The organism is Hyalangium gracile, assembly GCF_020103725.1.
Classification (GTDB): domain Bacteria; phylum Myxococcota; class Myxococcia; order Myxococcales; family Myxococcaceae; genus Hyalangium; species Hyalangium gracile.
The window spans coordinates 641,806-667,566 of record NZ_JAHXBG010000001.1; the positions used below are offsets into that span (position 1 = coordinate 641,806).

Annotated in this window: 16 protein-coding genes; 10 read left to right on the plus strand and 6 right to left on the minus strand. The window is 68.4% G+C overall.

Features of this window, described 5'->3' with window-relative positions:
• Positions 1-6: 6 nt before the first annotated feature.
• Entirely contained in the window at positions 7-1,806 is a 1,800-nt protein-coding gene (gene sppA, locus KY572_RS02720; RefSeq protein ID WP_224240555.1) for a signal peptide peptidase SppA, read from the minus strand.
• Positions 1,807-1,998: 192 nt separating this feature from the next.
• Here sppA and KY572_RS02725 point away from each other — a divergent pair, with 192 nt between their 5' ends.
• Complete coding sequence (locus tag KY572_RS02725; protein WP_224240556.1) at positions 1,999-4,875, plus strand: M16 family metallopeptidase; 2,877 nt, start codon at positions 1,999-2,001, stop codon at positions 4,873-4,875.
• 21 nt (positions 4,876-4,896) lie between these two features.
• Here the strand turns inward: KY572_RS02725 and KY572_RS02730 are convergent, their stop codons facing one another.
• Positions 4,897-6,459 (minus strand): serine/threonine protein kinase, encoded by a 1,563-nt coding sequence (locus KY572_RS02730; RefSeq protein ID WP_224240557.1) that lies wholly within the window; start codon positions 6,457-6,459, stop codon positions 4,897-4,899.
• Between the two features lie 77 nt (positions 6,460-6,536).
• Entirely contained in the window at positions 6,537-8,378 is a 1,842-nt protein-coding gene (locus tag KY572_RS02735; RefSeq protein ID WP_224240750.1) for a serine/threonine protein kinase, read from the minus strand.
• A 259-nt stretch (positions 8,379-8,637) separates the two neighbouring features.
• On the opposite strand from KY572_RS02735, the gene KY572_RS02740 reads away from it, so the two are divergent.
• The gene (locus KY572_RS02740) at positions 8,638-9,462 is read left to right on the plus strand and encodes a hypothetical protein (RefSeq protein WP_224240558.1); all 825 of its coding nucleotides are present in this window, start codon (positions 8,638-8,640) and stop codon (positions 9,460-9,462) included.
• A 215-nt stretch (positions 9,463-9,677) separates the two neighbouring features.
• Complete coding sequence (locus KY572_RS02745; protein ID WP_224240559.1) at positions 9,678-11,624, plus strand: PQQ-binding-like beta-propeller repeat protein; 1,947 nt, start codon at positions 9,678-9,680, stop codon at positions 11,622-11,624.
• A gap of 1,049 nt (positions 11,625-12,673) precedes the next feature.
• Here the strand turns inward: KY572_RS02745 and KY572_RS02750 are convergent.
• Entirely contained in the window at positions 12,674-13,747 is a 1,074-nt protein-coding gene (locus KY572_RS02750) for a sulfite oxidase (RefSeq protein ID WP_224240560.1), read from the minus strand.
• A gap of 376 nt (positions 13,748-14,123) precedes the next feature.
• Between KY572_RS02750 and mnmG the strand changes: the two genes are divergently transcribed.
• Both mnmG and rsmG read left to right on the plus strand, forming a co-directional pair.
• Positions 14,124-15,947 (plus strand): tRNA uridine-5-carboxymethylaminomethyl(34) synthesis enzyme MnmG, encoded by a 1,824-nt coding sequence (mnmG, locus tag KY572_RS02755; protein ID WP_224240561.1) that lies wholly within the window; start codon positions 14,124-14,126, stop codon positions 15,945-15,947.
• Between the two features lie 346 nt (positions 15,948-16,293).
• On the plus strand, positions 16,294-16,947 hold the full coding sequence (gene rsmG, locus KY572_RS02760) for a 16S rRNA (guanine(527)-N(7))-methyltransferase RsmG (RefSeq protein ID WP_317987797.1): 654 nt from the start codon (positions 16,294-16,296) through the stop codon (positions 16,945-16,947).
• Positions 16,948-17,003: 56 nt separating this feature from the next.
• Here rsmG and KY572_RS02765 read toward each other — a convergent pair whose 3' ends face one another.
• Both KY572_RS02765 and KY572_RS02770 read right to left on the minus strand, forming a co-directional pair.
• Positions 17,004-17,510, minus strand: a complete 507-nt coding sequence (locus tag KY572_RS02765; protein ID WP_224240563.1) for an Ig-like domain-containing protein — start codon at positions 17,508-17,510, stop codon at positions 17,004-17,006.
• A gap of 102 nt (positions 17,511-17,612) precedes the next feature.
• Complete coding sequence (locus KY572_RS02770) at positions 17,613-19,094, minus strand: serine/threonine protein kinase (RefSeq protein WP_224240751.1); 1,482 nt, start codon at positions 19,092-19,094, stop codon at positions 17,613-17,615.
• A gap of 3,135 nt (positions 19,095-22,229) precedes the next feature.
• Here KY572_RS02770 and KY572_RS02775 point away from each other — a divergent pair.
• The 5 genes from KY572_RS02775 (at position 22,230) to KY572_RS02795 (ending at position 25,630) form a co-directional block, all read left to right on the plus strand.
• Positions 22,230-23,021 carry a ParA family protein gene (locus KY572_RS02775; protein ID WP_224240564.1) on the plus strand — a complete coding sequence of 264 codons (792 nt, stop codon included), beginning with the start codon at positions 22,230-22,232 and terminating at the stop codon, positions 23,019-23,021.
• Positions 23,022-23,131: 110 nt separating this feature from the next.
• On the plus strand, positions 23,132-24,034 hold the full coding sequence (locus tag KY572_RS02780; protein ID WP_263451351.1) for a ParB/RepB/Spo0J family partition protein: 903 nt from the start codon (positions 23,132-23,134) through the stop codon (positions 24,032-24,034).
• Positions 24,035-24,037: 3 nt separating this feature from the next.
• Positions 24,038-24,487, plus strand: a complete 450-nt coding sequence (locus KY572_RS02785) for a bactofilin family protein (protein ID WP_224240566.1) — start codon at positions 24,038-24,040, stop codon at positions 24,485-24,487.
• The gene (locus tag KY572_RS02790; RefSeq protein ID WP_224240567.1) at positions 24,487-25,047 is read left to right on the plus strand and encodes a hypothetical protein; all 561 of its coding nucleotides are present in this window, start codon (positions 24,487-24,489) and stop codon (positions 25,045-25,047) included. The genes KY572_RS02785 and KY572_RS02790 overlap by 1 nt, the downstream gene beginning before the upstream one ends.
• A 118-nt stretch (positions 25,048-25,165) precedes the next feature.
• Complete coding sequence (locus KY572_RS02795) at positions 25,166-25,630, plus strand: CoA-binding protein (RefSeq protein WP_224240568.1); 465 nt, start codon at positions 25,166-25,168, stop codon at positions 25,628-25,630.
• Positions 25,631-25,761 lie beyond the last annotated feature (131 nt).

Here is a 25,761-nt window from a genome sequence, read left to right on the forward strand (position 1 = left end):
AGCTGACTACCAGCGGGTGTCGGGCAGCGGGGCCCGGAGCGCCTGCGACTCGGTGCGGATGAGGCCCAGCCGCACCCCCAGCCGGTACAGCGCCTGCGTCTGCTCCACCACCGGCGTCCACGGAGCGAGCGCTCTCACCGAGGCACTCGCCTCGTCCTCGCTGTTGTCGCCGGCGCCGCCGCCGAGCATCTCGGCCAGCACCTCCGCCGGCTGCTTCTTGCGCGGGAACACCTGCACGTGCACCTCGGCGTCCTTGGAGAGCTTCGCGGCCTCCCGGGCCAGCTCCAGCGCCTTGGGGAAGCCGCCGACCTCGTCCACCAGCTTGTTCGCCTTGGCGTCCTCGCCCGTCCACACGCGGCCCTTGGCCAGCGACTGCAGCTGCTCCAGCGGCATGTTGCGCCCCTTGGCGGCCCGCTGCGTGAAGTCCGCGTAGACGCGGTCCAGCGCCGCCTCGTTCTTGGCCCACTGCTCCGGGGTGAAGTCCGCGTCCGAGCTGTACATGGTGGCGTCCTTGCCCAGCGCGATGGTCTCCCAGTTCACGCCCAGCTTGGACCAGAAGTCCGCCGTCACCATCTTCCCGCCGAACACGCCGATGCTGCCGGTGATGGTGCCCGGCTGGGCGACGATTTTGTCCGCGTCCATGGAGACGAAGTAGCCGCCGCTGGCCGCGTAGGTGGCCATGGAGACGATGACGGGCTTGCCCTTCTCGCGAGCGCGCTGCACCTCGCGGCGCACGGTGTCGCTGGCCACGTAGCTGCCGCCCGGGCTGTCCACGCGGAAGACGATGGCCTTCACCTTCGGATCCTCCGAGGCCTTGCGCAGCGCCAGCGCCACGCTGTCGCCGCCCATCGTCTGGTCTCCGCTCAGCGGGTTGGAGTCGCTCTTGCCGCGAGAGACGCCGCCCACGCCGTACACCAGGGCAATCTTCGAGTCGCCGCCAGTGTTGGGCCGGCCCGCGCGCTCCAGGTACTTGTCCACGAAGAGCAGCTTGCTGTCCGTGCCCCCCAGCTGCTTCACCTTCTCGAGCAGCTCGTCGCGGTAGATGAGGCCGTCCACCAGCTTCGCCTCCAGGGCGGCCTGGCCCAGCAGCGGCGCCCGGTCGATGAGGGCCTTCACCTCGTCCTCGCTCAGCTTGCGGTCCTCGGCGATGCCGCGGACGATCTGCCCGAACAGGCTGCCGAGCAGCTTCTCCATGGCCTCGCGGTGCGGAGGGGTGAAGGTCTGCTCGGTATAGGTGTTGACGGCGTTCTTGTACTCGTAGCGCTGGCCGATGCGCGGCTGCACGCCCACCTTGGCGAACGTCTCCTTGGCGAAGGGCGTCTCCATCGCCACGCCCGTGAGGTTCACGTCGCCCGAGGGCTGGATGTAGACTTCATCGAACGCGGCGGCCAGGTAGTAGGCGCCGGTGGCCCCGCCGCCCTCGCCGAAGGTGTCCGCGTAGGCGATGGCCTTCTTGCCGCTGGCGCGGAAGGCCTTCACCGCGTCGCGCAGCTCCTGCACCTCGGCGAGCCCGCCGGGCTGGCCCACGTGCACCAAAAGCCCCTTCACGCGCTCGTCCTTGGCGCCCTTCTCCAGCGCGTCCAGCACGTCGCGGATGGTGGTCTCCTTCTGGCCGAAGGCGCCCGCCAGCGAGTCCTCCGCCACCACCTCGGGCAGCGGCTTGTCCAGGTCCAGCTCGAGCACCACGGCGCCCGGCACGGAGGGCTTGCTCGAAGCCGCCGCGACAACCAGGAGCATGAAGCCGAAGAAGACGAGCACCGACAGGGCTCCAATGACGGCCAGCGCTCCGACGATGAAGCGTTTCATGTGACGCAGACTCCTCGGGACCGGTGAATGGTCGGCCCGGAATGGGTGCTTACTACTAACGAGCCCCCGGCACGATGTTCCAGCACATGGAGATGGGCACCCGGGCGTCCCGGGCCCCGAGCCCCAGGCTCCAAACCCACTCCTATCGCACTGTCCACGGTCGGCCGTGCGAGCGGACGGCTCTTTCTCGGGATGACGTGTAGGGTTCGCGGGGTTGGAAGCCCCGTGCACTCCCTGTGGACCCCCGAGAACCGCATGCGCCGTCTCTCCCTACCCCTCTTCGCAGCCCTGCTGCTCGGCGCCGCGCCGGTGCTGGCACAGGGCCCAGCCCCCGCTGCCCCCGCCGCGAAGGCGGCCCCCACCAAGGCCAGGGCCGGCACGCTCGCCCCGGTGGCGAGCGTCGAGGGCATCAACGAGTACCGCCTCCCCAACGGGCTGCGCGTCGTCCTCTTCCCGGACCCGACCAAGCCCACCGTCACCGTCAACGTCACCTACTTCGTGGGCAGCAAGCACGAGGGCTACGGCGAGGCCGGCATGGCCCACCTGCTCGAGCACCTGCTGTTCAAGGGCACGCCGAAGACGCCCAACGTCCCCCAGGCGCTCACCGAGCGCGGCGCCCGGCCCAACGGCACCACCTGGCTGGACCGCACCAACTACTTCGAGACGCTGCCCGCCTCGGACGCGAACCTCTCGTGGGCGCTGGCCTTCGAGGCCGACCGCATGGTCAACAGCTTCATCGCCAAGAAGGACCTGGACAGCGAGATGACCGTGGTCCGCAACGAGCTGGAGCGCGGCGAGAATGATCCGCACTCGGTGCTCCAGCGCCGGGTGATGAGCGCGGCCTACCTGTTCCACAACTACGGCAAGCCCACCATCGGCACGAAGGCGGACCTGGAGAACGTGCCCATCGATAGGCTCCAGGCCTTCTACCGCAAGTACTACCGGCCGGATAACGCGATGCTCGTGGTGGCCGGCCGCTTCGACGAGGCCAAGGCGCTCAAGCTCATCCAGGACACCTTCGGCCGCCTCCGTCCGCCCGCCCAGCCCGTGCCCCGCACCTACACCGAGGAGCCCACCCAGGACGGTGAGCGCCAGGTGACGCTGCGCCGCGTGGGCGAGACGGGCGCGCTCACCGCCGTCTACCACGTGCCCGAGGGCGCGCACCCCGACTTCGCCGCCATCGACGTGCTCACCGAGGTGCTCGGCGACAACCCCTCGGGCCGGCTCTACAAGGCGCTCGTCGAGACGAAGAAGGCCGCCCGCGCCTACGCCTACAACGCGCAGCTGCAGGACCCGGGCGTGCTGACGTTCGGCGCCCAGGTTCGCGAGGGCCAGTCGATGGACACCGCGCGCGAGGTGCTGCTCGAGACGGTGGAGGAGGCGGCCCGCACGCCCTTCACCGCGGAGGAGGTGGCCCGCGCGAAGACGAGCATCCTCAAGCAGTTCGAGCTCATCCTCAATGACTCGGAGCGCTCGGCCATCTTCCTGTCGGAGTGGGGGGCCATCGGCGACTGGCGGCTGTTCTTCCTGCACCGCGACCGCATCGAGGCGGTGAAGCCCGAGGACGTGACGCGCGTGGCGGCCACCTACCTCAAGACGTCCAACCGGACGCTGGGCCAGTTCATCCCCACGCCGAAGCCGGACCGCGCGGAGCTGCCGCCGCGGGTGGACGTGACGGCCATGCTCCAGGGCTACAAGGGCCGCGCGGCCGTGGCCCAGGGTGAGGCGTTCGACCCGTCGCCGGCCAACATCGAGGCGCGCGTGCAGCGCTCGCAGCTGCCCGGCGGGCTGAAGCTGGCGCTGCTGCCCAAGAAGACGCGCGGCGAGATGGTGAACGTGGTCGTCAACCTGCGCTGGGGCACCGAGCAGGCGGTGATGGGCAAGGCGGAGGCGGCGAGGACGGCGGGCGCCATGCTCCTGCGCGGCACGAAGACGAAGAGCCGCGAGCAGATTCGGGACTTGTTCGACAAGCTCAAGGCGCGCGTGAGCGTGGACGGCGGGCCCACGGGCGCCTCCGTCTCCGTGGAGACCACGCGGCAGAACCTGCCCCAGGTGATGAAGCTGGTGGCCGAGGTGCTGCGCGAGCCCGCCTTCGATGCCAAGGAGCTGGCGCTGCTGCAGCAGGAGCGGCTGGCCGGGCTGGAGAAGGCTCGCACCGAGCCGGACACGGTGGGCAGCTACGCGTTCCGCCGGGCGCTCGGCGGGCACTACCCCAAGGGCCACCCCTACTACGTGTCCACGGTGGAGGAGGACCTGCAGGCGCTGAAGACGGTGACGCAGGAGCAGGTGCGCGCCTTCCACCGCGACTTCTATGGCGCCTCGCAGGGCGAGGTGGCGGCGGTGGGTGACTTCGAGCCGAAGCAGCTCTCGGGGCTGGTGGGCGAGCTGTTCGGCGGGTGGAAGAGCCCGGCGCCGTACGCCCGCGTGCCGCAGACCTTCAACGGCGCGGCGGCGCAGGCGCAGGCGCTGGAGACGCCGGACAAGGCCAACGCCTTCTTCATGGCGGGGCAGAACCTTCAGCTCAAGGATGACAACCCGGACTGGCCGGCGCTGATGCTGGGCAACTTCATGTTCGGCGGTGGCTTCCTGAACTCGCGGCTGGCCACGCGCATCCGCCAGAAGGACGGCCTGTCCTACGGCGTGGGCAGCGGGCTGAACGCGGGCTCGTTGGATCCGGTGGGCTCGTTCTTCACCTACGCCATCTACGCGCCGCAGAACGCCACGAAGCTGGAGGCCGCGATGCGCGAGGAGCTGGGCCGGGCGGTGGAGAAGGGCTTCACTCCCGAGGAGCTGGAGAAGGCTCGCGCGGGTCTGCTGGAGTACCGGCAGACGGGGCGCGCGCAGGATGGCGGGCTGGCGCGGACGCTGGCCAGCTACCTGTACTTCGGGCGGACGCTCGAGTTTGACGCGGCGCTCGAACAGCGCATGGCGAAGCTGACGAGCGAGGACGTGCGCCAGGCGCTCGCGCGGCACGTGGATGTGAACAAGCTCACCGTGGTGAAGGCCGGAGACTTCGCCGGGGCGGCGAAGAAGGAGAAGCCCTCGGTGCCCGCCAACGCCGCTCCGTAGGAGCGACGGATGGGAGGAGGCTCAGGGCTTCTGGGCCTCCTCTTCGTCGCGCAGCAGATCCACCAGCACGAACGTGGTCTGCCCGGCCTTCACCTCGATGGGCCGCTCCACGCTCTTCTTCAGGGCCGGGTTGACGAGCTTCAAGGTGTACGTGCCCGGGTTGATGTCCAGGCTCGCCGAGGGCTCCACCCTGGCCAGCTTCTGGCCCTGGAGGTAGATGAACGCCCAGGGCCGGACCTCGATCTCCAGCAGGCCTGACTTCGCACCCGGCACCGCCTTGATGTCCACGGCGGGCGTGGGCGCGGCAGCCTCGGCGGGAGGACTGGGGGGTGGACTCACGGGCTCGGCGGGGACGGCCGGCGCGGCGGGAACCGCCACGGGAGCGGGTGCTGGCGGCTCGGAGTCGTCGGAGAGCAGGTACCCGCCTCCCGCGAGGAGCAGCACGGCGCTGGCAAGCACCGCGCGCCTTCGCCCATCGGTTCGAGAGGGAGCTGCCGGAGCCGCGACCGGAGGCGGTGCTGACGGAGACTCCGTGGGCGCCGGGCGGATCAACGTGTCCGAGATCAGGTCCTGGACGGACAGCACCGAGGACGGGCTCGGGGTGGGGCGAAGCGCCGTGTCCTCGAGCGGCTCGTTGCTCGGGGGCAGCGGGAGGGATGGGGCCTGCTCTCTCGGTGGCGAGACCTGGGCGATGAACTGGGCGACGTGCCCGGTCGTCACGGGCTTGCCCGTGGACAGGAGGTACTCCTCCAGGGCCGTCTGGAAGGCGAGGCAGTCCGGGTAGCGCTGGGCCCGGTCCCGGGTGATGGCTCGCTCGAGGATGCGCAGCACGGGCTCGGGCAGCGTCGGCTGGAGCTGAGCGGCGGGCGTCGGCGTCTCGTACAGGATGGCGTGCATGAGGCTGACGTCCGTGTCCGCCTGGAACGGTCGCTGGCCCGTGAGCAGCTCGTAGAAGACGATCCCCAGCGCGTACACATCGACCTGCCGATCCAGCGTCTCGTTGCGGATCTGCTCGGGCGGCATGTACGCCAGCTTGCCCTTGATGAGCCCGGTCTGCGTGCGGTGCTGCTGGCCGGCGGCCTTGGCGATGCCGAAGTCCACCACCTTCACGGAGCCCTGACGGGACACCAGGATGTTGTCCGGGCTGATGTCGCGGTGGACGATGTTCAGCGGCTGGCCGGTGGCCGGATCCTTGAAGTCGTGGGCGAAGGTCAGGCCCTCGCACGCCGCCGAGAGGATGCGCGCGCAGAGGGCGGGAGGCAGCGGAGCGCCGCGCGTCAGCGCGTCATCGAGGAGCGTGCGCAGGCTCGGCCCGTCGATGTACTCCATGGCCAGGTAGTAGGCGCCGTTGGCCTCGCCGAAGTCGAAGATCTGGACGATGTTCGGGTGGGTGAGGCGAGCGGCCAGCGTGGCCTCGCCGAGGAACATCTGGACGAAGGACGGGTCCAGGGCGAGGTGTGGCAGGACGCGCTTGAGCACGAGCTGCTTCTCGAAGCCCATGGGGCCGGAGGTTCTGGCGAGGAACACCTCGGCCATGCCGCCGACCGCGAGCTGCCGGATCAACTGGTACTTGCCGACCTGCATGGCGGGCGGATCCTCCGGGCCGGGAGCACACCGACGGCCCGAGACGGTGACAGCCACCGCCGCGAGCCGGGCTCAGCCTACTCCTCGAGGTTGATCTTGATGACCTTGGTCTCGCCCGGCTTCAGCTCGAAGGCCTGGGTGATCTTCTTCTTCAGGTCCTCGTTGACGAACTGCACGGTGTACCTGCCCGCCGGAGTCTCCACGGGATCAAACGGCGTCTGTCCCAGGTTGCGCCCGCTGAGGATGACGGTGGCGTAGGGGCGGACGCGGAACACGACGGTGCCCTTGCCCACGGGAGCCGTCGGAGCCGGCTTGGGCGGCCGAGGCTTGGGCTTGATGTTGGGCTTCGGCGGGTTCGTGGGCGTGGGGTCGGGGCTCTCGGGAGTGGCAGCGGCGCCGTCTGGCGGACGGGCGGGAGGATCGACCTTGGCCAGCTCGACCGGAGGGGTGTTCTCGGGGGGAGTGGCCGGAGGCGTGCCCGTCTCTCCCTGGGGCTTGTCGGGCTGCTCCGGTGAGGGCGCGGTGTCTGGCTTGGGAGGGTTCTCCGCCACGACGGGAGGGCTCGGCGGCTTCGGCTCGGTCGTGGGAGGAGACAGGACCACCGGCGGAGGCGTGACGGGGTCTGGCTGGGAGCGGGTCCGCCAGAGCACGAAGCCACCCCCGACGAGGAGCAGCGCGGCACCCGCGGCGGCGGGTAGCCACCGCTTCCTGGAGGTGGTGGGAGCAGTGGTGTCCTGCTTCGTCGGTGGCGCCTCCTCGACAGGGAGGGCCATCGTCTTCGAGGGGAGCTCTTCGGGTTCAGCCTGGCGCGGAGCGGTCTCCTCCACGGGAGCCACCATGTCCCCGGTTCGCGACTTCGGGGCCGGGCGCGTACCGCTGCGAGGCCCGGTTCCCGGGCTGGAGATGGGGGCGGGCGTGTGGGTGGGCGTGGCGGAAGCCCGCGGGCCACTGCCACTGCCACCGCGCGCCGTGCCCGACTGCGGGGTGGGCATGGGCGCGTCGGTGGAGGGCGTCACCTGGGAGATGAGCTGGACGATCTGCTGGGTCGTCACGGGCTTGCCGACGGAGAGGATGAACTCCTCCAGGTCGGCGGCGAGCGCGAGGCAGTCCGGGTAGCGCTGCTCGCGGTCCTTGGACAGCGCGCGCTCGAGGATGCGCTGGACGGCCTCGGGGAGCTCCGGCCGGTGCTGGGCGGCGGGAGTCTGGGGCTCGAAGAGGATGGCCTGCATGAGGCTGGCATCCGTGGGAGCATCGAAAGGCTTGTGGCGCGTGAGCAGCTCGTAGAGGACGACGCCGAGCGCATACACATCCACGCGGCGGTCCAGGTTCTTGGCGCGGACCTGCTCGGGCGGCATGTACGCCAGCTTGCCCTTGATGAGCCCGGTCTGCGTCTTGTGGCCCTGGCCGGCGGCCTTGGCGATGCCGAAGTCCACCACCTTCACGGCGCCCTGACGGGACACGAGGATGTTGTCGGGGCTGATGTCGCGGTGGATGAGCCCGAGCGCCTCACCGGTGGCGGGGTCCTGGAAGTCGTGGGCGAAGGCGAGGCCCTCGCAGGCGGAGGCGATGAGGCGGGCGCAGACGGCGGGAGGCAGGGTGAGGCCAGCGGTGTTGGCGCGCTTGAGGAGGACGCGGAGGTTGGGCCCGTCGATGTACTCCATGGCGAGGAAGTACTCGCCGTCGGCCTCACCGAAGTCGAAGATCTGGACGATGTTGGGGTGGTTGAGCTGGGCGGCGAGCTTGGCTTCGGCGAGGAACATCTCGACGAAGGTGGGGTCCTCGGCCAGGTGCGGGAGGATGCGCTTGAGCACCAGCGTCTTCTCGAAGCCCATGGGGCCCGCGGCCTTGGCGAGGTAGACCTCGGCCATGCCACCGGTGGCGAGCTTGCGAACCAACTGGTACTTGCCGAGTTGCTGCATCACGAGCCGGATCCTCCTCGAGGGGTGGACACCCTCCAGGGCGAGGGCGGGTGGAGACCGCCGCGCAGGGCAGACGGTGACACAGAGTCGGGTCGGAGGGGAATGCGGTAGATGAGAGAGCGGTGACCCGAATGCCTGCCCGCCTGGAGATCTAACGGGTCATGGACAGAGGGGCCAGTGCCAGGGTGGGTGGGAGCGGGATGTCCATACCCTGCTGGGAGCATGGCCGTGCCGGTGGCGGCTCCTAGCATCCCGGATCATGCGCCACGAGATGATCCCGAGGGCCTGGGTGCTGCTTGCCTGCTGGCTGTGCGTGGGAGGGATGCCCCGGAGTGCCTTCGCGGAGGGGGCATTCGAGCGCTCACTCCAGACGGCGGTCCGGCTCTACGAGAGCCTCGAGTTCGAGAAGGCCCTGGAAGAGCTCCAGAAGGCACGCCGGAGGGCGCGTGGGACCGAGCAGGAGGTGAGCATCTACCTGCATGAGGGCATCTTCCTGGGAGACATGGGAGAGCGCGAGCAGTCACGCGCCGCTTTCAGGAAGGGACTGCTGCTGAAGCCCGAGGCGATCCTGCCCCTCCTGACTTCTCCAAAGCTGGAGAGGGACTTCGAGGAGATCCGTGGCGAGGTGATCGCGGAACTGGCACGTGAGCGCCGGGACCAAGAGAGCCTGTCACGCGCGAGTGGCTCTGGAGATCGGCCCGAACTGACTGCTCGACCGAATCTGAAGCCACCGGAAACGGCTGGGCCCGAGTTCATGGCTGTCACGGAGGAAGCGCGAGCGCGCTCACGTGTGCCGGTGGCGCCGTTGGTGCTTGCGGGAGTGGGCGTACTGTCCGCAGGAGCGGGGGCTGTGTTCGGGTTGCAGTCACGCTCCAACGCTTCGAAGGTAGGGGATGCCTATGCAGGAAGGCTCCCATCCTCGACAGAGGTGAGGGAATTGCGGTCGCGCCTGGATGCTGCTGGTGCCCAGGCTTTCACAGCCAGCGTGTTGTTCGGCACTGCTGCTCTCGCAGCAGGAGGAGCCGTGGTGACCTGGCTGCTCACCTCGGATCACCCAGGTCCGAATGCGGGGGAGATACGCTGATGCGGTCTGTGGCTGGCTGGATGGGTGCGCTGTTGCTAGTAGCTGGGTGCGCTGTGCCAGTAGGTGTGAAGACGTGTTCCTCGGATGAAGACTGTATTTATGAGGGTGGGCTCTGCGACGTGAGAGCGAGGCTCTGCTACACGGAGCCACCGGTCGATCCGAGCGAATGCTCCCCGCTGTGTCCCGACTATCAGGTCTGCACCCGAAGGGGCTGCGTGGCTCGATTCGACTCATTGGTCATCGAGACGCCCGCTCACAATGCGCTGCTTGATGCAGGGTCTGTACAGGTAGTGGCCCGACTCACCGTCAAAGAGGCCTATCGGGGTGATACCCGCTTTCCTTCCGATGTGGACTTCAAAGCGGCGCTGAGTGGCGGTGGTTTGGGTGGAGCTATTGCGAACTTCGGCCACGACGACGCTGGTACGTACACCGCAGTTTGGACACCGCCGGCAGTGGAGGCCAGCGTCACCCTGCGTGTCGCGCACCGGGAGGCGGATGCCGGGCTGGCGGACACCGTGACGGTGAGAGTGGATGCGGTGCCGCCGGTGTTCAACGTCTCCGTGCCGCCCGCGACTACTGGCGTGTCGAACGGAGGCACGACGTATGCGGACCCCGATGCGGGCAGCCTCGCCAATCTCTGGAAGAGGGATCAGCAGGTGCGCGTGGAGATCCAGACCAATGAGGTGAATCTAGATACAAGCACCCTGAAGGTAGCCTTGAGGGGAACGGACGGTGTTGCCTCGCCCCCGGTTCCCGTGACTCCGGTGACCCAGGGCTGCACCGCTGTCTTCTGCGGCGAGGCCGCCTTGAATCTGTGGGAGCCGACCCTCGATGCATTCCGCGGGTCCATGGCCTTGGAGGTTCAGGGCAATGATCTCGCTGGGAATGTGGGGACGACATCTCCGGCTTCGCCCCTGGTCAATGTGACGCGCTGGAAGTGGGCTGTCAGCGGTCTTTCCGGCACCATCAGGACCAGCCCTGCCATTGGCGAGAGAGGGACCGTCTACATCGGCACCTCCGACGGCAAGGTAGTGGCGCTCACTCCCGAGGGTAAGAAGGCATGGGAAGTGATGCCGGGTGGCTCCGTGGCCAGCTTGGCCGTGGGGGCTTCCGATGGAGGAGTGGAGTCGGTCTATGTGGCGACCAATTCCATGAACAATAAGACTGTGCTCCACGCACTCTCCAGTGAGGGGGGAAGATCGCGGGTGCGCTGCCCCAGTGGCACTGCTGAACTCGATGGGCCGGTTCTGGGCGCCATGGCTGTCACGATGACGGGAACTGCGCCGAACCGATTCGAGTCGGGCGTGGCCGTCATCAATAGCGGTGCGACCACTCAACTCTGGGCTGTGCGACCCGACGCATCAGGGCTCTCGCAATGTATTCCCTCCAGTTCAACCTTCGCGATTCCTGGGACGATTCCGGATGGTTCGCTGGTGGCGAGTAGCGCCAACTTCTTCTACCCGACGGCAGCTACAGCCTCGATCGTCAGCTATACCTTTGGTGGCAACGCCTTGAATTGGACGGCTTCAGCTGGTGCGCAGCCCGTCTATGGACTTGCCCTGACGGGTGACAGCCTCATTGGCGGGGCGGCGGGTGCTCTCCCCAGTCAAGGAGGCCTCTACTTTGTTCCTGTTACGGGAAGTGCCACCGCTACGCTACTGACGGGTACAGGTGGCGGCCGAGTGTGGAGCCCTATCATCGGAACCGGCGGAACCAATATCTTCTACGGCCAAGAAACCGACGCCGACCAAGGTGATCTCAAGAAATATGATCTGCCAGGCCAGACGGTTACCAATTCCGCCATACCTAATATAGGGGTGTTGAAATATGCCCCGGCACTGGGGGCTGACGGAGTGCTGTATACGGCACCGAGTTCTTCAAACGTCGTATCGGCTTGGTCCGCGAACGACCTCAGCGCACGTTGGGCGGTCATTCTGAGCGGGGCAGCGAGTGCCTCAGTGGGGCTGGACTGCGCAAGAAACGCTTCCGGCACGGTCGTACCAGGCAGGCCTGGGACGCTCTACGTGCCGTCCGGAGGAACACTCCACGCCATCATCGTGGACAGCCCGGGCCTCACCCGGGATGCGGCCGCTTGGCCCAAGTACCAGCACGACGCTCGCAACACTGGCAACCCAGCCACACCTATGCCCAACTGCCAATAGTGTCTGGGGGAACCTTGGAACGAGTAGCGCGGTCGGCCCGAAGCTTGTGGTGTGTGTGGGCTGTCGTGCTCGCCGCCTGCTCGTCGAGCCACAACGAGGCGATGAAGTCCGAGCCTCCAGCCTCCACCGTGCGGCCCGTGCCCCAGGTCTCGGGAACACCAGCCGTGGAACCACCCTCCTCTCCCCGCCCGTTGATCCGTCCGGATGCCGGTGCCCCCGGCTGTACTTCTTGCGGTCCGAATGATCAGTGCGTGGAGGGGCGATGCGTGTGCCAACCCCTCACCTGTCTGTCGCTCCGTCAACGCTGCGGACAGGTGAGCGATGGGTGTGGCGGCATCCTGGACTGTGGGCGCTGCTCCCGCTGCCTGCCCGAGGAGATGGACTGCTGCGGCTCATGCATACCGAGGTCCGAGGGACGCTGCCCCGACAACGTCCACTGTCCTACGCCTCTGCCCGTGAGATGACGCGCGGCGGATCTCCCACCACTTCCGGTGTCAGACCGGAGGGTTACTCCTTGGTCCAATCCGACGAAGGAGTTCCTCTGAAGTCCACGCTTCCCATTTTCTCAAGCATCGCTTCTGTCCCGGGCTCCTTGCCCGAGGAGCGCGAGTGCTCCGCTCCCTCGGGCGCTTCCTGCCATCCGGAAGCGTGCTCGGGCCGCGGCAGCGTCCGTGAGGCGCTTCGAGACGCCCTGGGACTGGCCTGCGTGGCGTCCTCCAGCCCTTCGGGAACAGAGCCCTCGATGCCGGTGTCTCTCTCAAACCATGGGGTTTCCGTTCACGCCACGCGGCTCGCTCATGCGAGCTCTGGAGCTTCCACTGTGACTTCCATCTGTCCGCCCGAGGCGTCGGAGTTGGTACAGCCCTCTCCCGAGACGCCGGAGGCCACGGGCCTTCGAGGCGGCACGCCTGAGCCTCGCCTCCTTCCTGTCTCGCGACTCTCCCGGAATGCCGGACGCGCGCCCTCCCCTCCTCGCGAGCAGAGCGGCTCTCGCGAGCCGCGCAGCTTCGTCGATGTGCTGAGCTGTCTGATGTAGCCGGCGGCGGGCCTCAGCCCACGTTCACCACTCGCACCTGCACCGCGTTGTTGCCGTAGCCCAGCCGGTTCCAGGGCGCTGTCTCCGGCTGCGTCTCGCCCGCCTCGTCCGTGGCTCGCGCCCGCAGCGTGTGTCGACCCGCGGTCGCGTCCTCCCAGGTGAAGGCCCAGCGCACCCAGGCCGAGGGCCTCGGCGTCTCCAGCAGCGTGGCCGGCTTCCAGCTCTCCCCGCCGTCCACCGCCACCTCCACCTGCACCACCCGGCGCTCTCCGCTCCAGGCCATGCCTTGCACCACCACCCGCCCCGGCGCCACGCGCTCGCCCTCCTCCGGTGAGGTGATCAGCGACTTCACCCGCATCCGCGTCACCGGCTCGGCGGCCTGGCCATTGGCCATGTCGTAGATGTAGCGCTCCCGCTGGTAGTAGCCCTCGAACGGACGCGTGAGCGCCTCGATGCGGCTCACCCACTTCACGCTCGCCATGCCGTACCAGCCCGGCACGAGCAGCCGCACCGGCGCTCCATGCGCTCGCGTCAGCGGTGCTCCATTCATCTCCAGCGCCAGCAGCGTGTCCGGGTGCAGGGCCTTGCTCAGTGGGAGGGAACGGGCGAAGCGCTTGCTCCCCTGCCCGTCGGCTCCCTCCACCAGCACCTCCACCACATCCGAGCGCAGGCGGGCCCTCCCGAGCACCTCCGCCAGCGGGACGCCCTTCCACACCGCCGTGCCCAAAGCTCCCTGCATCCACGGCTCGCCCTCGGGGAGCGGTGTCATGGAGGTGCGCCCGTTGCCCGCGCACTCCAGCGTCGCTGTCAACGTGCGCAGGGTTCCTCGCGACAGCTCCGCCAGCCCCAGCGTGAAGGCCGTCTCCACCGCGCCTCCCACCGTGATGCGGTGCGTGGCGGCGGGCAGCTCCGGCTGCGGGTGGTTGCTGCGCACGTAGAAGGAGGCGGTGGGCGTCTGCGCCTCGGCCAGGGCTTCCGGCGGCGTCTCCGCGTTGAAGGGCTCGGCCTTCACCACGACGAGCCTGGCACGCTCCTCTTCCTCGCGGACCTCCCGCGAGGGCTCCGCCGTCCCCACATCCGTCTCCATCGCTCCCTCCCCGGCCTTCCCCTCCGTGGGAGATGGGATCCGCCGCTGCTCGGGGCAAGGTCCTTCGTTCAATGGTGTGCATCCGGGCGCCGGGGAGGCCTGTGTCCCCCCTCCCGCCGCGCTTTGGGCGAACTGGTATGACAAGCAGACAGGTTCGGCCGGAGCGCGCCGCCCGGGCCCCTCCGATGACCTTGGCGGCGACGAACCACCTCCTTAGAGGGGGGGGGCGGCCGGGCGGTCGAGGGAGAGGTGTCCTTCCCGCTCGCCGCAGCCGGCGGCGGTCCGGAACGCGGCAGGCGAGCGTCTCTCGTGGTAGGGCTCGGGACGTGGCACACCTCCGTCCCGCTCCCGCCCCTCGCGGGGAGCTCTTCCAGCCATGAAGCACCGGTATGACGTCATCGTGGTGGGCCTGGGCCATGCCGGCTGCGAGGCCGCCCTCGCTTGCGCTCGCATGGGGCTGGAGACCCTCGGCCTCACCCTGAAGCGCGAGCGCGCCGCCGTCATGAGCTGCAACCCCGCGGTGGGCGGCACCGCCAAGGGCCACCTCGTCCGCGAGCTGGATGCCCTCGGCGGCGAGATGGGACACGCCGCCGACCGGGCCGGCACCCACTTCAAGACACTCAACGCCTCCAAGGGTCCCGCCGTCCAGGCCACCCGCGTCCTTTGTGACCGCGAGGCCTATGCGCGCATCGTTCAGTCCGTCCTCTTCTCCCAGCCGAACCTCACCGTGCACGAGGCGGAGGTCTCCTCCCTCGTCGCCGAGAACGGCCAGGTGGCAGGCGTGGTGCTCGGCGATGGAACCCAGGTGCAGGCGCGCGCCGTGCTCCTCACCACCGGCACCTTCCTCCAGGCCCTCATGCACGTGGGCGAGAAGAAGGAGGTGGGCGGGCGGCTCGGGGATGAGGCCGCGAAGGGCCTCTCCGACTCGCTGCGCTCCCTGGGCTTCGCGCTGGGCCGCTTCAAGACGGGCACTCCCGCGCGCCTCAAGCGGGATTCCATCGACTGGGAGGCCGTGGAGCCCCAGCCGGGAGATCTCCCTCCGCGCTTCTTCTCCTGGCGCACCCGCCGGGCCGTGGCAGCGGGCGAGCCCTTCCCGCTCCAGCCGGCCGTCACCTGCGGCATCACCTTCACCACGCTGGAGACGCACCGGCTGCTGCGCGACAACCTCCATCGCTCGCCGCTGTTCCAGGGCGACATCGTTGGCCGAGGGCCTCGGTACTGCCCCTCGCTGGAGGACAAGGTGGTGCGCTTCGCCGCGCGCGAGCGGCACCAGGTGTTCCTGGAGCCCGAGGGCCCGGACTCGCCGCTGGTGTACCCGGCGGGACTGTCCACCAGCATGCCCGCGGACGTGCAGCTCGAGTTCCTGCGCACCATCCCCGGCCTGGAGCATGTGGAGGTGGTCCGCTTCGGCTACGCGGTGGAGTACGACTACGCGCCGCCCACGCAGCTGTCCGCCACGCTGGAGACCAAGGCCGTGCGTGGCCTGTACTTCGCCGGCCAGCTCAACGGCACTTCGGGCTATGAGGAGGCGGCCTTCCAGGGGCTGTACGCCGGCATCAACGCCGGGCTGCGGGTGAAGGGCGAGCCGCCGCTGTTGCTCGGCCGGGACGAGGCGCACGGCGCGGTGCTGGTGGACGAGCTGGTGACGAAGGGCGTGGACGAGCCCTTCCGCATGTTCACCAGCCGCTCGGAGCACCGGCTCAAGCTGCGCGAGGGCAACGCGGAGCTGCGACTGGCCCGGCACGGACACCGGGTGGGGCTGGTGCCGCGCGAGGCGCTCGAGCGGGTGGAGGCGCGGGCGCGGGCCGTGGCGGAGGAGGTGGCGCGGCTGAAGCGCACCGGGCTGGCCCCGCGGCTGAAGCGCCCCGAGGTGAGCTACGCGGCGCTGGCGGCGGAGGCGCGCCAGTGGCCCCCGGTGCCGCCCGAGGTGGCCGAGGAGGTGGAGGTGGAGGTGAAGTACGAGGGCTACATTGCCCAGGCCGAGCGCGCCGCGGCTCGGGAGGCGGAGGCGTGGGACGGCTGGGTGATTCCGGCGGGCTTCCGGTTCTCCGAGGTGCGTGGCCTGTCGGCCGAGGCGGTGGAGAAGTTCACGGCGCACCGGCCGGGCACGGTGGGACAGGCGCGGCGCATCCCCGGGCTGACGCAGGCGTCCCTGTCCCTGCTCCTGGTGGCGCTGAAGAAGGAGCGCGCCGCCGGTTAGGGCACGTGGGCGATGCGCCGCCAGATGTGCGGATCCGGCGCCCACGGTAAGGCTGATCGACAGGGAATTGATCAGAACGCTTGGAATCCGACCCCGCATCGGTGTATTTGCTGCCCCCCCCGCCGAGCCTGACTTCTGGCCCGAACAGAGGGGACTCAGCGGGTCGGATCAGGCTCCACCACCCTGTCAAGTTGGTATGTCCCGGTGCGCTTTCGAGCACGGCGCCCGAATGTGATTCTGTGGACATGATCGCCACCGCCCTGTGGAAAACGTGTGGATAACCCACGCTTTTCTGGAGCGATCAACGAAATCAACGACTTGCGGGCCGGGGGGCTGTGGAGGATCTGTGGAAAACAGCCGCTTCTTTGATCAGCTCCAACAGGGGTGTAGCGCGCTGGGGGTAGGACTCGCCGAAGACGTCCCGCCGAAGCTCCTGCGCCTCATGAATGAGCTTCTGAAGTGGAATGCCAAGGTGAACCTCACCGCCATCACGGCGCCCGAGGAGGTGCTCGAGAAGCACTTCCTGGACTCGCTCGCCGTGCTGCCCGAGGTGGAGAGCGCCGCCTCGCTCCTGGACCTGGGCGCGGGGGCTGGCTTCCCGGGCCTGCCGCTCAAGCTGGCGCGGCCGGCGCTCACGGTGACGCTCGTGGATGCGGTGGGCAAGAAGGTCGGCTTCCTCAAGGCCGCCATCGCCGCGCTCGGGCTGAAGGACGCGCGGGGGCTTCATGCTCGAGCGGAGGGCAAGCCCGAGACCGAGGGCATTCCTCGCGCCGAGGTGCTCATCGCTCGCGCCTTCATGGACTTGCCTGACTGGCTGAACCTGGCGCCCGCCTACGTGCTGCCGGGAGGCCGCGTGGTGGCGATGCTCGGCAAGGCCTCACCGGAGTCGGAGCTGCAGGCCCGTGCCTCCGAGCGCACCCTGCGCCTGGTCTCCTCGCGTCAGTACCGCCTGCCGTTCTCGGGCGCCGAGCGGCAGATCGCCGTCTTCTCCAAGGAGTGAGCCGCCCGAGGCGCGCTCCCTGGCCCGTCAGGACGGCGTGGTCGGTGAGGCGCTGATCAGCGCGAGCGCCACGCCACGGACTCCGACTGCAGCGAGAGGATCCGCGAGCTCTTCGGCAGGGCTCCTCCCGCAAGGCACGTCGTCGCTCCCGAGAGCGTGAAGGTCGTCGAGGCCGACAGGCCCTGCGCGTTCGTCACCGTGGCCGTGATGGACGGCGTGGTGCCCGTCAGCACGCACTGCGATGGCGTCCACTCCACCTCGCTCTGCGCGGCTTCCGTCGTGGGTGTCCCGAGCGTGCCCGTGTTCGCGGCCCAGGTGATGGTGAGTGCTCGTGCCTGCGGATCACTCGCCACGACGCGGAAGGTGACGCGGCTGCCCGCGAACACGCGCAGATCAGACTGAAAGGTGCTCGTGATGCGCGGCGCGGACTGTGTCTCCGGCGCGCGCGCCCGTGGGGCGGCGGAGCGGGCCACCGGCTCGGTGGGGGGCTGGCTGCATGCGCCTGCCACCACTCCCAGCGCGGCCAGCACCGCCCTGCCCGTCCATCGTCTGTGCGAGTGCATGGCGCGCCTCCCGGCTCCTCGCTCGCGAAGGCGGGCGATGCGCACAGTGTAGGAGGCTCCCCAAGGCGGGCCAGTTTTCAGCGCCCTGCCCTGCCCTGCATTTCAGAAGTCGATCTTCTTCGGGCCTGGGCTGATCAGCGCAGAGTCGGTCGGCGAGGGCAGCGGACAGTCCGGCCCGTACAGCTCGAACGAGCGCACGTGCATCCAGCTGCCATGCACACTGGCGCCGACGAGGCGCACGTACCGGGCGACGCGCTGAGGGAACCAGACCCGGCGCGGGACGTCGTTGTTCGAGGGGATGTTGATCAGCGAGTGCAGGAAGGTCCAGCGCACGCCATCCAGGCTCGTCATCACGGCGCTTCGAGCCGTGGCGCCCAGGCGCGTGTCCCAGGCCCAGTCCACCACCATGGAGTCGATGAGGTGGTTGTGCCCCAGGTCCACCGTGAGCACCGGGTGATTGAGGTCGGCGCTCTGCCAGAACGTCTGCCGGTCATGGTCGAACGCGCGCTGGGGCTCGTCCTTCCCCCAGTGTGACGAGGCGCTCGGGGTTCCCGCCCTCGCGAAGTCACACGCCAGGGGCACGTGGGCTGCTGCCTCCTGCTCCCTCACCTGCGGTGGCCCCTGATCCGTGCCGGGATTGTGGATCATCTCTGGAGGGCTCGGGAGGGAGCCTCTTGGAGGGCGTTGCCCGAGGCGGTCGGGGCGCTGGGGAGGCGATGTGGGGCTCCTGCCAGGCTCGGTTGTGTCGGGCGGAGCGGGCTGGGTGACGCGGCCCGTGACGAAGCCGGCGGCGAAGAGGAGGACGGCGGCGCCTGCGCCGATGGCCACGGGGCCCAGGCGACGGCGAGGCGTCACGCGAGGCGACTCCGGTGAGTCGAGCTGGCGCAGCGCCGCATCGGCCGAAGCGAAGCGGTGAGCCGGATCCACCGAGGTCAGGCGTGCGAGGAAGTCGCGGAAGTGGACGGCGACATCCACGCGCGTGGCGAGCATCTGCTCCCCTTCCTTGCGCAGCCTGGACTCGCGCGTCCACGAGAGGGATTCCACGAGCGTGACGCCGAGGGCGAACAGATCCGTGGTGGCGTCCAGCTCGCCACCGGCCTGTTCGGGAGGAGTGTAGTGAGAGGCCTCGGGGCTGGCGCGGCCGCGGACCCAGCCCGCGCCGAAGTCGACCAGGAAGAGCGCGCCATCCGGACGACGGATCAGGTTGGCGGGCTTGAGGTCGCCGTGGAACACCTGAGGCGATCGACCTTGCAGGTAGCGGAGGATGTCGAGGACCTGTCGAGCCAGATCACGGGCTTCGAGCTCGGTGTAGTGGCGGCTGTCGAGCTCGGCCTCGAGCGGGGTGCCTTCGATGAACTCCTGGGCCAGATAGAGCCGGGTTTCAGCGCCGACCCCCAGCTGCAGCATGTCGAGGTAGCGCGGGATGCGCGGGTGGGTGAGGCTCTGAAGCTGTCGTGCTTCCTGGTGGAAGGCTTGGAGGGTGGTCGCGGCGGGCTCGAGGGAGAAGGACAGCTCCTTGAGGACGATCAGCCCGTCGGTGTCATCGGCGAGATAGGTGCGGGCAGCTCCGCGCTGTCCGAGCATCTGACGCACGCGGTAGGGCCCGACGCGGACCGCGACTCCACAGTGGGTGCAGCGTTCGCCACCTGCCACCTGCGCGCAACCGGGACAGATACCTGCTGGCGGAAGAGGGCCCGTGATCAACGTTCTTCTGGGTCCTGACGACATGGGACGGCCTCCCACCGCGAACGGTCATTCATTCTCCGCCGGTGAGGAGATGGGGACAAGGGCAGGGGCAGGCAGGGAGCGACGCTCGCGACGTGTGGAGGTTCGAGGGTCGCTCTCTCCCCACCTTATATATGCAGCTGCGTGAGTCCCGGGGGAGGAGCAGTGCTTCCGGGTGTTATGCGCGTGAGTCAGAAGATGAGGCATGAGCTGAAAGGCCTGGGCGCATGCATGCAGTCGGGTGACCAGCTTTCGAGCTGCTGCTGACCTCGAGGTTCGAGTCACGGGTGAGCGTGGGTCGAAGCGGCACGAGGGTTCGATGATCAGCCAACGTCTCGCGGACCTGGCGCAGTGGTTGATGCACGAGTTCCCACGGTTCGTTGCGCGCGTTGCTGGCACGGGTTCTCGGGCCTGGGGACGCAGGTCGCGGGTCCCTCGTCTCGGCGCGGGTCCCCCCATCAGCGGATGGGTCCTCCCGCGCCGGCCGTCCCGCTCTCCCAGGATTCGCGGCACGAGGTGGCTGCGCTGTCGACGATGCATGCGGCTGAGCTGGTATGGCTGTCAGACAGGTTGCTGATGGCTCGTGGATGGAGGCATCCCCTGCGTGCCGTGATCAGCGGGTCTTGCGGTCAGCTCGTCGATGCGCGGTGAATGGAGTGTCGACCCTCGCGCGCGATGTTCCATGTGGAACATCGAAGCAGCGAGGTCTCCCTTCTCATCGCGTGGAGTGACAGTCCGCGTATGGCATGCGCTGTCCATGCCTCTTGTTCCAGGTGGAACGGCTCATGGAGGGCTCCAGGATGCGAACTGGAGGCGCTGGTCACCTGCTTCGTGGAGCGCTGAGGTCTGTCGTGCGGTCATGCCTCGCGCGGTCTCCCAGGACACGCACTCCGGCCTGGTCTTCATGAATCCCCACGCCCTCATGATGAGCAGGCAGCCCGGCCGTTCAATCCACTCAAGAGCCCAACCACGTTCCACGTGGTTGTTCGTGGTCGCTGAGCGGAGTCGCTCCTGGCTGATCAGCGACACCAGCCTCTGTCACGTGGAACGCTCGCAACGGGGGAAGGTCGAATCAGGGAGGCGTCGCTGCTCGGTCGTCGTTCCTTGTTCCAGGTGGCACGCAGAGGTCTGCGATGCGGCCATGGCTGCTCATGGTCCGGTCTGTCGGTCGGCCTTCGTTGTTCCACGTGGAACGCGTGGCCCCAGATGAGGGCGCGCGAGATGGTTTCGGTTCCTTGATGCAGCCGACCCTGTTCCACGTGGAACGTGCGTCTCCGAAGTTGGGTGAGCTGCTGGAGTCCACTTGAGCACCAGACCTTCGTGTTCCACGTGGAACGTGCAGGGCGGCAAGGAGCGTGACCGCCAGGAACTCCAATCCGTTACTCGTTCGCTTGTTCCACGTGGAACGTGCGTGGCCGTCACGAGTCGCGCAGCTGGGTTCCATCTCCTTGATGCGCTCGCCCTGTTCCACGTGGAAGCTCCGGGGCCGGAGAAGATCGACCCGCGCGGGCCTGCTTGATCAACCATGCCTTCGGGTTCCACGTGGAACACTGGTGTCCGCGGAGAGGCCCGCTGTTGGGCTCTCCCTTCGGGTCTTTGTTGGGCTCTTCATTGAGTCTTGTTCCACGTGGAACGCGTGCGCCGGCATGGGGGCTGTTGGGTGCGGTCTTCCGGTCTCCCGCTCCACCGTGTTCCACGTGGAACGTGCGTGTCCCATCAAGGTCGATACGTGGAGGAGAGCTGCCTGATCAGCAGACCCGGCTTGTTCCACTTGGAACGTGCGCGCTATCGGGAATGCGCGCGCCGGATGGTCGCGCGTGCCCCATGTGATGGACCCTGTTCCACGTGGAACGTGGGCATCAACGGAGCAGGTGAGTCTCGGCGTGCATACGTGTTCCGTACGGCGGCTCCTGTTCCACGTGGAACGTGAGCATCAACGAAGCAGGTGAGTTCCGGGCGCCCATGCGTTCCGTGTGGTGGCTCCTGTTCCACGTGGAACGTGAGCGCTAGCGAAGCAGGTGAGTTCCGGACGCGGCCACGTGTTTCGTGCGGTGGTTCCTGTTCCACGTGGAACGCGAGCATCAGCGAACCAGGCGAACTCAAGCTGTGGCCACGTACTCATTCATTCGACGCTGTTCCACGTGGAACGTGGGCATCAGCGAAGCAGGTGAGCGCCAGACATCCGACGTGCTCAGGCGTTCGACGCTGTTCCACGTGGAACGCGCGGTGCCAGTGCGGTCGAGCACTCATGGATGACGGCCCAGTTCTCAGCCCGGCCCTGTTCCACGTGGAACGTGCCCGAGCCATCGGGGCTCTGTCTTCCCAGGAACCGGACGCGGCTCATGGGACTGGTGGGGTGGAGGCAAGTCGAACAAGGGAAGCCGGCAGAGTCCTCCCCGATGTTCGCGCAGGCCCAGTGCACGTCGACTGATCACGGACACCAGAGAAGTCGACCGGACCCATTCCGCGCCGACCCACCGTGAGCCGATGGAGAGCGGGACGGCCGGCGCGGGAGGACCCATCCGCTGATGGGGGGACCCGCGCCGAGACGAGGGACCCGCGACCTGCGCCCCAGACCGCGGACCCGTGCCCGGCGCGCCCGTGTCACCCGGTCCACCCGCGCCACCCCTGATCAGCAACCTCCGCCCTCCGTGCCGGATGAAGCGCCCCCAGCCCGCGCTCCACCGCGCACCCGAGGCCCCGCAACCTGGTCCGCCGGCCGGTCCCGTTCCACGTGGAACACCAGCCCGACAGGGGTTCCGGCCCCGTGCCGGAGACCCGCTCTCGAGCCCCTGCCAGAGCCCGCTCCAAGCACCTCAGTAGGGGAGGGAGCAGGCAGAAAAGGACACTGGATTGGATGTTGGTTTGGTGGCTCAATGCGCCCGCACTTTCGTGCTCCCGGCGACACCCGAACCGTGCCGCCCGGACCCCCGAGAGTGCCTCGGAAGGCAACGCGGAACCCCGGACACCGGGCACCGAATGAGGATGGGCCACGTGGGTCGAATCATCTGCATCTCCAACCAGAAGGGCGGCGTCGGCAAGACGACCACCGCCATCAACCTCGCCGCCAGCCTGGCCTCGGCCGAGCGCCGCACGCTCCTGGTCGACATGGATCCCCAGGGCAACGCTGGCAGCGGTCTGGGCCTCAAGCGCGACGCGCTTCACGGCACCGTCTATGAGGCGCTCCTCAATGGTCGTCCCATGAAGGAGCTGCTCCACCCCACCGAGCTGCGCTACCTCCAGGTGGTCCCCGCCACCCCGGACCTCACCGGCGCCGAGGTCGAGCTCGTCAGCCAGGACCGCCGCGAGTTCCGCCTCCGCGACGCGCTGCGCCCCCTGGCCAAGGAGTACGACTACATCCTCATCGACTGCCCCCCGTCGCTCGGCCTGCTCACCCTCAACTCCCTGGTCGCCGCCGACTCCGTCCTCATCCCCCTGCAGTGCGAGTACTACGCGCTCGAGGGCCTGTCCCAGCTCACCCACACCGTGGACCTGGTGCGCCAGGGGCTCAACAAGGACCTGAAGATGGAGGGCATCCTGCTCACCATGTTCGACGGTCGCGCCAACATCGCCAACCAGGTGGTGGATGAGGTGCGCGGCTACTTCAAGGACCAGGTCTTCGGCGTGGTGGTGCCCCGCAACGTCCGCCTGGCTGAGTGCCCCTCGTTCGGCAAGCCCATCATCCTCTATGACATCAAGTCCAAGGGCTGCGAGAGCTACCTCGCGCTCGGCCGCGAGATCATGAACCGCGAGGGCAGGAAGCCGCCTGCGCGCAAGGTCGCTTGATTCACGATCCGACTCCAGGAACCCTGCCTCAACCTTCTCCCTCCCGCCTCCTCCTATAAGGAAGAGCGGAGGGGCCCGGCGCTCCGGCGCCACCGCGGAGACGAGACGTGCTGAACGCGAATGCTGGTGACAAACAGAAGCGGGCGCTGGGCCGAGGCCTCTCGGCCCTCATCCCCCAGGCCGGCCCCGCCGCCGCCGCCAACACGGTGGCCGAGCCCGCGCCCGCGGCTCGCAACGGCGTACTCAAGCTGCCCATCGAGTCCATCCATCGGGACAAGGAGCAGCCGCGCCGCTACTTCGACGAGACGAAGCTGGCCGAGCTCACCGAGTCCATCAAGGTCCAGGGCGTGCTCCAGCCGGTGCTCGTGCGAAAGGACGGCAACAGCTACAAGCTCATCGCCGGCGAGCGTCGCTGGCGCGCGGCCCAGGCCGCCGGCCTGAAGGAAGTCCCCGCCCTGGTGCGCGAAGTCACCGAGGCCCAGGCCTTCGAGCTCGCCCTGGTGGAGAACATCCAGCGCGCCGACCTCAACCCCATCGAGGAGGCCGAGGGCTACCAGCGCCTGATGGAGGAGTTCAAGCTCACCCAGGAGCAGATCAGCCAGCGCGTGGGCAAGGAGCGCTCCACCGTCGCCAACGCCCTGCGCCTGCTGTCCCTCCCAGAGGATGTGAAGGGCCTGGTGGCCGATGGCTCGCTGAGCATGGGCCATGCGCGCGCGCTGCTCGGCGTGCCGCGGCTGCCCGAGATGCAGGCGCTGGCGGTGCAGGTCGCCGAGAAGAAGCTCTCGGTGCGTGACACCGAGAAGCTGGTGCAGCAGAAGCGCCAGCATAAGAAGGATGGGGGCCGGCCTCCGAAGCAGAGCCCCCAGGTGAAGTCCCTGGTCGAGGAACTCCAGCGTCGATTGGGGACAAAAGTACGTCTGACGGAGAAGGCTCCAGGGAAAGGAACTTTGGAAGTCGACTTCTTCTCGTACGATGACCTGGACCGTCTCTTGAAGCTTCTCAGGAAGGAGTAGCGCGTGGCGCTCCTCGGCGGGAAAAAGGACGAAGCACCCAGCAGCAGCAGCAAGCCATTGTTCAAGCGGGAGGAGGATTTCGTGTCGACGCGTCCAGGCGACATTCACACGCTGCTCGGTAAGGGGAGCGATTTCACCGGCAAGCTCACCTTCGAAGGGCAGGTGCGCATCGACGGCAAGTTCAGCGGTGAGATCTTCACCAAGGACACCATCGTCATCGGTGATGGGGCTCGCGTGGAGGCCACCATCAGTGCCGGCACCATCATCATCCACGGCACCGTGGTGGGGAATGTCACGGCCACGCAGATCATCGAGCTCAAGCAGCCGGGCCGCGTGAAGGGCGATCTCCAGACGCCGGCCCTCACCATCGAGCGAGGCGCCACCTACGACGGCAACTGCCGGATGGAAGGCAGCAAGCCGGCGGCGCCCGCGCCGGGCGGCGACAGGAAGTAGTGCCGTCGCTCCGTCACAAGGGGCTCCGGGCGGCCGTGCTGGCGCTCGCCGTGCTGGCCGCCGGGTGCTCGAAGAAGAAGGAGGAGCCTGCTCCCTCGCCAGGGAGCGGGACCTCGACGGGCACCGCTGAGCGCCCGTCTGCCCCGCGTGCGGGCGTGAAGGTGCCCCTGCCGCCCGGCTGGTCGGCGCTCGTGGCGGGGGACGGCAGCTTGCAGGTCGGGCCTCCAGGCCAGCCCGTGCTGCGTGTGGATCACCGCCCCGGCGAGGGAGCGAAGATGCCCTCCGCCGAGCAGCTCGCGGACTCCATCAGCCAGCAGTACTCCGACTTCCAGGTGTCGCTGGATCAGGAGGAGGGCGACGCGAACGTGGCCCTCGTGCGCATCACCCTGGCCCCGAAGCTGGCCGACGGTGGCCTGGGCCCGCATGGGCCCGCGCTCCTGGGCGCCCGACGCGTCGGGGATGAGCTGTTCCTGTGCGCCACGCTGCCCGGAGTCACTCCCGAGGACGTGCGCCTGGCCACCGAGGCCTGTCGGAACATCCAGGTGCAGGCGGCGCCGTAGCAAGCCTCACGGCAGGGACTCGGGACGAACTGGCCAGCGCTTGCTGATCCGCTCGCTCAGCCCACGCCGTGTGCCGCTCCCCACGTCGTGCGCAGCTTGTCCGCACGGGAGATCATCCATGGACTGGAGAGCGAACCTCGTCGAGGACGACGTTGCGGTGCAGGACATCCTGCGCCAGGCCCGCAGGGTGGCGGTGCTCGGCATGCGCCCGGAGAGCCACGCCCACAAACCCGCCTTCGCCGTCCCCGAGTACCTGCAGGCCCACGGCTACGAGGTGATTCCGGTGCCCACCCACGAAGGGGCAGGGGACCGCATCCTCGGGAAGCCCACCTACCGCGCCGTGGCGGACGTGCCGGGCGAGGTGGACATCGTCGACGTGTTCCGTCGGCCCGAGGACATCGACGCCCATGTGGAGGACTTGATCAGCAAGCACCCGAAGGTGGTGTGGTTCCAGCTCGGCATCCGCAATGACGCGGCGGCGGAGCGGCTGGCGCGCGCGGGCATCCGCGTGGTGCAGGACCGGTGCATGAAGCTCGAGCGCATGAAGCTCGCGGAGACCGAAGCCGGCACCTCCGCCTCCTAGGCTTGGGGGCTCCTGTCAAGCCGCACACCCCCTGTGGGTGTCCCACCCAGGGTGGCTCGGAGTCGTTCAAAAGGAGGCCCACGCGGGCCGTGAGCACGTCCCACACGCAGTGGGGCTTCACGTTTCCGAAA